Origin of the sequence: Chamaesiphon sp. VAR_69_metabat_338, from assembly GCF_031423935.1 — a bacterium.
GTDB lineage: Bacteria > Cyanobacteriota > Cyanobacteriia > Cyanobacteriales > Chamaesiphonaceae > Chamaesiphon.
In genome coordinates this window covers 1-6,749 of the sequence record NZ_JANPGM010000504.1, presented here as the reverse complement: position 1 = coordinate 6,749, position 6,749 = coordinate 1, and the positions used below count along the sequence as shown (strand labels likewise).

Genomic DNA, 6,749 nt, shown 5'->3' with positions numbered 1-6,749 from the left:
GCCCTAGTCAGTCTTTCCCCACCAAAGACATCCTCATATACTAGTTCTTCTTTAATCAGCGGTTGCCCGGTAGCCATCAATTGGCAGTATTCAGCCAATAAACCCGAAGTACGAACGGCAGGAAATACTTCACACAAAGGTCTCCCAATATCTTTGAGAGTCATCCGATTATTTTCGAGTGCTGCCGAATTGAGATAGTCAAATCGGAAGTCCCTAATCTGCCCAGATTCATCGCGAATTGCCGAGAGAATGGCAACGCACTCGCGCATATTGTCGATCGACATCCGAAAGCGTTCTTGGCACTGCGCCAATTGTCGCTTCAGACGGGCGTTGTCGATCGCGTTCCGGATCGCTAACTGCAATATTTCCGGGGTCAGATCGCGCTTAATCAGATAATCTTGAGCACCTAGCTTCATCGCTTGCACGGCAATAGTTTCGTTGCCGTGCCCCGTCATCATCACCACTGGGGGCGCATTGCCATTGTGTTGCGCGGCTAATGCCGTCAAAAACTCCAACCCATCCCCATCGGGGAGCATGTAATCGAGCAAGACTCCATCGATCGACTGGCTTTGGCATAATTCTAGCCCCTCCGCCACTGACTCGGCTTCGATCGGCTGATATGTAGATCTGGAGTCTGCCAACAGAGAGCGACGATATAACTCGCGATCGGCAGCAAAATCATCGACGATCAGTAGTTTGTAAGGTGAACCACTCATAAATTTGAATTAGACCGCAGCCAACTACAGGTTGCTTTTTGTAAAAAGTTAGTTTGTTTTAAAGTTTTTGAGAATATCTGAAAATCCTACCATTTTTGAATGATTTTTTCTATCCGATCTCCAGCAGCGGCTACTTCCCAAAAAATTCAAAATCCGGATGCTGGGCTATGCCCAGCATCCGGATTTACTGCATCTGTGTCCCCCGATCGTCAAGTTTGATGCCCTAGTTAATCTACACAAATATTTAAGATTTCAGTTGCAACAGTTTTATTTGTAAGTAGGATTAACCTCGCGATCGAACTGAATTTTGTGTATCAATTGTGACGATTGAGGATCGCCACATCGTTGGTTAAATTGGTCTGACAATTGCGCTAATCCATCGAACGTTTGGGTTTGGGTGCGAACTATCGAGCAGCAACCTTAGCATTTTGTTGGATCTTCCATAATCCCGCGTAAATGCGATCGAGTGCGAGTAATTCGTCATGAGTACCCGCTTCTACCAATTGTCCGCGCTCCATCACATAAATTTGATGGGCATTGCGAATGGTTGAGAGTCGATGAGCGATCGCAATTGTCGTGCGATCGAGCGTAATTCGATCTAAAGATCTTTGAATTGCTGCTTCTGTTTCGTTATCTACCGCCGATGTCGCTTCATCTAAAATTAAAATTGGCGGGTTTTTTAAAACTGCTCGCGCGATCGCAATGCGTTGGCGTTGTCCCCCCGATAATTTCTGTCCGCGTTCGCCCACGATCGTATCATAGCCCTGGGGTAATCGACCGATAAAATCATCAGCCTCCGCAATTTTAGCCGCCGCAATTGCATCTACTAAATTAGCAGCAGGATTGCCATAAGCAATATTTTCGAGTACCGAGCCGTGAAATAAAAACACATCCTGACTGACTAACCCGATCGCTTTACGCAAATCGGCCAGATGCAGATCTTGAATATTAATCCCATCTAAAGTAATCGTTCCCAACTGGATTTCATAGAGCCGCAGTAACAATTTAACCAACGTACTTTTACCCGAACCTGTCGCCCCGACGATCGCGATCGTTTTACCAGCGGGGATTTTAAGCGACAACTTTTCGACAACATTACCGCGATCGGGATAAGCAAAAGTAACATCCTTAAGTTCGATCTCGCCCCGAACTTGTGGTAAAGAGATCGTGCCGGAATCGATTGCGATTGGCGTATCTAATAAATCCATCACCCGATGAGTCGAAGCCATCCCCCGTTGATAGAGATCTAACGTCTCACCCAATCGCGTTAGCGGCCATAATAACCGCTGCGTCAGATAAATGAGAATACTATAAGTACCGACACCCAATTGACCATTTACAGCTGCAATCCCGCCTAATAGTAGAGTCATCGCAAAGCTAAATAACACCGCCATCCGAATTAACGGTACGAATGCCGCACTGATAGAGATCGCCCGACGATTACTCTGACGATAGGCTTCGCTATCCGCACGGACTCGATCGAGTTCGTAAGCTTCGGTGGTAAAACTTTTGATCGTAGTAATCCCACCTAAATTATTCGCCAGCCGACTATTTAATAAGCCAACTTTTTCCCGCACGTTAGCATAATAAGGTGCCAGCTTTTTTTGAAATAAAATCGACCCGATAATAATAATCGGAATCGGCACGATCGACCACCATGCCAATGCCGGTGCCAGCACGAAAAATACGCCACCGATAACGATCGCATTAGTCAGCACTTGAATGATTTCATTAGCTCCAACATCTAAAAATCTTTCGAGCTGATTGATATCATCACCCAAGATTGCCATCAGATTACCAGTACTTTGATTTTCAAAGTATGCTAGTTCTAATTGTTGGATATGTCCGTAAGCATCGAGGCGAAGATTGTGCTGGATCTTTTGGGAGAGATTGCGCCAGAGATTTGTGTAGACATATTGGGATAGCGATTCTAACACCCACACAATGACAGTAATAATTGTCAGAATTATTAATTGCTGTTCGACATTTTGAATCCCCAATGTCGCCAAGAATGAATCTTGTTTTTTGACAACGACATCTACCGCAATCCCGATCAGAATTTCCGGCGCAACATCGCACAATTTATTAAAGACTGAGGAAATACCTGCTTGCCAAGCATTGCCCCGATATTGGCGTCCGTAGGCTAACAATCTTTGCAGGGGATGCACGTTACTATTCATGGTTAGGAGTTGCTGTACCACCGTATGGGAGTTGGGAGTTTGCTACATATAAGTCAAAAAACAAGACCCCGCACAGTGTGCGGGGTCTTGTTTTACAAAGTTATGAGTTTATGGGCGGCTCATCGAAGAGGGCTATGCCCTCTATTAACTCCCAACTCCCATACGGTGGTACAGCAACTCCTACTTAACCCATTTCTCACCGACGATTTCGGCGAGATCGACGACGCGTTGGCTGTAGCCCCACTCGTTATCGTACCAAGCGATCACTTTGACCATATCGTCACCCATGACCATCGTCAGACTAGAATCGATCGTACAAGAGGCATCAGTGCCCTTGAAATCGCTCGAAACTAGGGGCAACTCGCAGAAGTCCATAATCCCTTTCATCGAGCTTTCTGCGGCTGCTTTGAGGGTCGCATTGACTTCTTCGGTAAAGGTTTTCTTCTCAACGTTGATCACCAAATCGACGACCGAGACGTTGGGAGTAGGTACCCGCAGAGCAATCCCATTGAGCTTACCTTTGAGTTCTGGTAAGACCAAAGCTACAGCTTTTGCCGCACCAGTAGATGTGGGGACGATATTCATCGCCGCTGCCCGCGCCCGACGCAAATCGCGGTGGGAAGCATCCAGCAAGCGTTGGTCGCCAGTGTAGCTGTGGGTAGTGGTCATCGTGCCTTTGACGATCCCAAAGTTGTCATTGAGGACTTTAGCAAAGGGGGCGAGACAGTTGGTGGTACAACTGGCATTACTGATGATGAAATGCTTGTTGTGGTCGTAGTCTTTTTCGTTGACGCCGACTACGAAGGTACCATCTTCATCTTTACCTGGTGCTGTAATCAGCACTTTTTTGGCACCAGCATTGATATGGCGGGAAGCACCAGCATGACTGATGAAGACACCAGTAGACTCGATCACGAGATCGATTTCCCACTCTTTCCAAGGTAAGTTGTCTGGGTTGCGATCGGAGACGCATTTGATGATTTTGCCATTGACCGTAATCGTGTTGTCATCAGCACTAATATCTGCGTCGAACTTGCCCAACATGGTGTCGTATCGGAGCAAGTGTGCGTTGGTGCGCGGATCGGAAGTATCGTTGATGCCTACGACTTCGATGTGGCTATTCTTTCTGCCCAGCCAGCACCGCATAAAGTTCCGTCCGATCCGTCCAAACCCATTAATCGCTACTCTAATCACAGCCTCTTGCCCTCTTGTTCTAAATTTCTAGTTTTATATACCAGTGATAAAACTAGATCGTACCGCAAACTATACACATCTATAACTTTATCGTGGCGATCGCGGTGACTTTTTTTAGGGCTGGGGATGGATCGACTCGATCGAGCTGCCAAAATCAGCTCGAAAACAGGAGTAGCTCCAAAATCTTCACGAACGAATCGCTGGTTGCAGATTATGCTAGAAAGAGTAGTCGATTAGAGGTACCCGATCGTGACTGAAGCAACTCAAACCAAATGTGCTTGTAATCCCTGTCTGTGCAATGTTTCCCTCGAAACAGCAGTACTCAAAGATGGCAAAGGCTATTGTAGTCAAGCTTGTGCCGACGGTCATCCCAACGGACAAGTCTGCGGACGGAGTGGTTGTAATTGCGCTGCCTAGCACCGCAACACCAATTAAATTACTTTCGGCCAGGTAAAAGAAAACGCACTGCCCCGCCCTAAATCTGAATCTACCCAGACGACACCCCCTTGACTCTCGACGATCTTTTGGACGATCGAGAGGCCAACTCCCGAACCCTGATGATTGTCTCGACCCATCAAAGTTTGGAAAATTCCAAAGATCTTTTTGTGGTGTTCTGGGGCAATGCCAGGGCCATCATCGACAACTGTAAATTGCCAAAAATAATCGCGTTCGGTTGCCAAAATGTCTACATTACCATTAGGCCGATCGTGGTATTTAATTGCATTGCCGATGAGATTGGCAAACACCTGTTTTAATAGCAAAACTTGGGTGTGCAATGTGGGTAGATTATCTGCGAACTTAACGTGAAACTCTGACGGTGGATCGATCGTTTCGATAACTTCAGCAACGATTGTACTGACATTGACTGTCATCGCATCGACTTGCTCGCGGCCAACTCGGGCATACTGAAGTAGCCCATTAATCAGCGCGCTCATTTGCAATACTCGCGATTGGATTAAGTCGATTTGCTGCTGATTTTCGGCAGGAAGTTGGCCGTCGAGATCTTTGGATAGCCAGTCAGCGAGATTGCCAATACCGCGTAATGGGGCTTGCAAATCGTGAGAGGCAATACAGGCAAATTCATCGAGTTCTTGATTGCGTTTTTCGAGTAAGTTAGTTGCCACTGAGAGCCGCAAATTGGTTTGCTCGATTTCGATGACTCGATCGCGCAATTGTTGTTCGACAGCTCGTTGTTGGGCGAGGGTCTGCCGGAGATCGACGATCAGCTCTGCTTGTTGAATGGCGATCGCCATTTGAATAGAGATTTCTGCGAGTAAATCGAGTTCGTCTGGGTGCCATACCCGTGGTTTTTTGCAGTTGTGGGCGATCGCCAAACCCCAGACGCGCGGTGCGTTGGCTGGTGAGACATCGCGACACAAGATCGGCACGACGAGTAATGCCTCGACCTGAAATTGTTCGAGCATCTCCACATAACAGGGTGTGAGTTCGGCTGTGTGGATATTGGCGACGATGAGCTGATGTCCGTTGAGGTAGTTGGCCATCGCCGCCGAGCGATCGCCCTGAAAGCAATTTTCCTCGATCGTCCGGCCTAATGCTGGCGACCACTGCGGCAGCACAGATTCAGCGACGATCGTCCCACTCAGATCGGGATGCAATTTGTAGACCATCATTCGATCGCAGTCGAGGAGTGCGCGCGCGCCATCGACACCAGCTTGGAGGATCGCGGACAACTCGATCGAGTGCCCGATCTGAAGCATGATACTCGCGACTAGCTGTTGCCGCCGTTCCTGCCTAGCGATCTGCGCTTGCAGCCGTTGTTCTGTCAACGCACTGGTAACGGAGTCGATCAATCGCTGTGCTGTGAGTTGTCCTTTGACGAGATAGCCCCTGGCACCGCGTTTCATCGCCTCTACCGCTACCGCTTCGCTACCTTGCCCCGTCAACATCACCACTGGCGGTAGCGTCCCCATTTGTGCGGTCAAATCCTGCAAAAATGCCAACCCATCGATATCGGGCAGTAAGTAATCGAGCAAAATTAGATCGGGGGCATTTTTCGTACACCAATTTAGCGCATCCGCACCGAGGGCGAATTCGATCGTGCTGCACCCCAATGTGGGTGACGCTTCCAAATACCGTCGATAAGTGAGTCGATCGGTTTCGGCATCATCGACAATTAAAATCGTACAGCTCGATCGATCGTCATTATCGGAGCTGTCATTTTTACTAGCAGTAGCAATCATTGGCAACCTCACGATCCAGACGATAATGAATATGCCGATCGATCGTTGATGAGACTAACAAATCGCGAACTGGGCACTTGCGACGAACCGCTCTCTACAAATCCTCGGCTCCATCCTGACAGTCAACAAGTTTCGTTCTTCAAGATTGTCTCAATAACAACACTCACCGACGGGGATCGATCGGGTCTTCATCTACTAGCATAAAGCTTTATTTGTGTAACGAACGTAACTTAGGTTTTAGGGGAGAGTTGGGAGTTGGGAGTGAGTAGTTGAAATGCGATCCAGTCCCCCTCCCCCGTCTTCCTGCCTCCCAACTCCCAACTCCCAACTATCAACTATCAAAGAGCTTGCCGATATTCGCGGTTGAGCTGGGCGATGGTGTCGATCGAGATTTCTTTGGGGCAGATAGCAGCACAGGTGCCGGTATTGCTACAAGCACCGAAGCCTTCGGCGTCCAT

The 6,749-nt window shown here is 48.1% G+C and carries 6 protein-coding genes and 1 pseudogene; 2 read left to right on the top strand and 5 right to left on the bottom strand.

The features are described 5' to 3' along the window. From RMO84_RS14055 to RMO84_RS14045, 3 genes are all read right to left on the bottom strand, one after another. Positions 1-716: response regulator (locus tag RMO84_RS14055; RefSeq protein WP_310489075.1), on the bottom strand; the 716-nt coding region annotated here is incomplete at its 3' end. 404 nt (positions 717-1,120) lie between these two features. Beyond that, positions 1,121-2,896, bottom strand: coding sequence for an ABC transporter ATP-binding protein (locus tag RMO84_RS14050; RefSeq protein WP_310489076.1), 1,776 nt, complete (start codon positions 2,894-2,896; stop codon positions 1,121-1,123). A gap of 180 nt (positions 2,897-3,076) precedes the next feature. Beyond that, positions 3,077-4,090 carry a type I glyceraldehyde-3-phosphate dehydrogenase gene (locus RMO84_RS14045; RefSeq protein ID WP_310489074.1) on the bottom strand — a complete coding sequence of 338 codons (1,014 nt, stop codon included), beginning with the start codon at positions 4,088-4,090 and terminating at the stop codon, positions 3,077-3,079. Between the two features lie 249 nt (positions 4,091-4,339). Here RMO84_RS14045 and RMO84_RS14040 point away from each other — a divergent pair, with 249 nt between their 5' ends. Further along, positions 4,340-4,507, top strand: a complete 168-nt coding sequence (locus RMO84_RS14040; protein ID WP_310489073.1) for a metallothionein — start codon at positions 4,340-4,342, stop codon at positions 4,505-4,507. A 14-nt stretch (positions 4,508-4,521) separates the two neighbouring features. Here RMO84_RS14040 and RMO84_RS14035 read toward each other — a convergent pair whose 3' ends face one another. Then, positions 4,522-6,291, bottom strand: a complete 1,770-nt coding sequence (locus RMO84_RS14035; RefSeq protein ID WP_310489071.1) for an ATP-binding protein — start codon at positions 6,289-6,291, stop codon at positions 4,522-4,524. A gap of 48 nt (positions 6,292-6,339) precedes the next feature. Between RMO84_RS14035 and RMO84_RS14030 the strand changes: the two genes are divergently transcribed. Next, positions 6,340-6,495: a hypothetical protein gene (locus tag RMO84_RS14030; RefSeq protein WP_310489069.1), complete on the top strand. Its 156-nt coding sequence runs from the start codon at positions 6,340-6,342 to the stop codon at positions 6,493-6,495. Between the two features lie 134 nt (positions 6,496-6,629). Here the strand turns inward: RMO84_RS14030 and RMO84_RS21375 are convergent. After that, a pseudogene (locus tag RMO84_RS21375) lies at positions 6,630-6,749 on the bottom strand (succinate dehydrogenase/fumarate reductase iron-sulfur subunit); the annotation flags it as partial.

What these genes read in the sequence shown, in the direction of transcription:
- RMO84_RS14050 (WP_310489076.1), bottom strand. Translation starts at nt 2,896, where the DNA reads ATGAATAGTAACGTGCATCCCCTGCAAAGATTGTTAGCCTACGGACGC.
- RMO84_RS14035 (WP_310489071.1), bottom strand. Translation starts at nt 6,291, where the DNA reads ATGATTGCTACTGCTAGTAAAAATGACAGCTCCGATAATGACGATCGA.
- RMO84_RS14030 (WP_310489069.1), top strand. Translation starts at nt 6,340, where the DNA reads ATGAGACTAACAAATCGCGAACTGGGCACTTGCGACGAACCGCTCTCT.